This window comes from Salicola sp. AFF1 (assembly GCF_056783195.1).
On record NZ_JBXAYL010000185.1, the window covers coordinates 1 to 262 of the forward strand.

1 protein-coding gene is annotated in these 262 nt (G+C 66.0%); it reads right to left on the reverse strand.

Annotated features, from left to right (window positions below; translation table 11 throughout):
• Positions 1–133: 133 nt before the first annotated feature.
• Positions 134–250 carry a hypothetical protein gene (locus AC1RQI_RS17270; RefSeq protein ID WP_481905840.1) on the reverse strand — a complete coding sequence of 39 codons (117 nt, stop codon included), beginning with the start codon at positions 248–250 and terminating at the stop codon, positions 134–136.
• Positions 251–262 lie beyond the last annotated feature (12 nt).

The following is a 262-nucleotide window of genomic DNA, read 5'->3' on the forward strand; positions in this document are numbered from 1 at the left end:
GCGCAACGCCTGCCTGGCCTGACGCGGCGAGGGTTCGGACGTGTTCATGGTTGTGGCCTGCCGCACCACGAACGGGTGCGCCTTCCTGTTGTGACAACGGCGGGCGCGATCTGCCCACGGCAATCGCAGCTCATCAATGCACTCCCTGCTGATGCTGCTGGATCAACAGCGCCGCGCGCAGCACATGCTTGCCGACCAGGCTCTTGGAAATACCCAGCCGGGCGGCGATCTCGCGCTCGCTCAGGCCCAGGTAGCGGTTGAG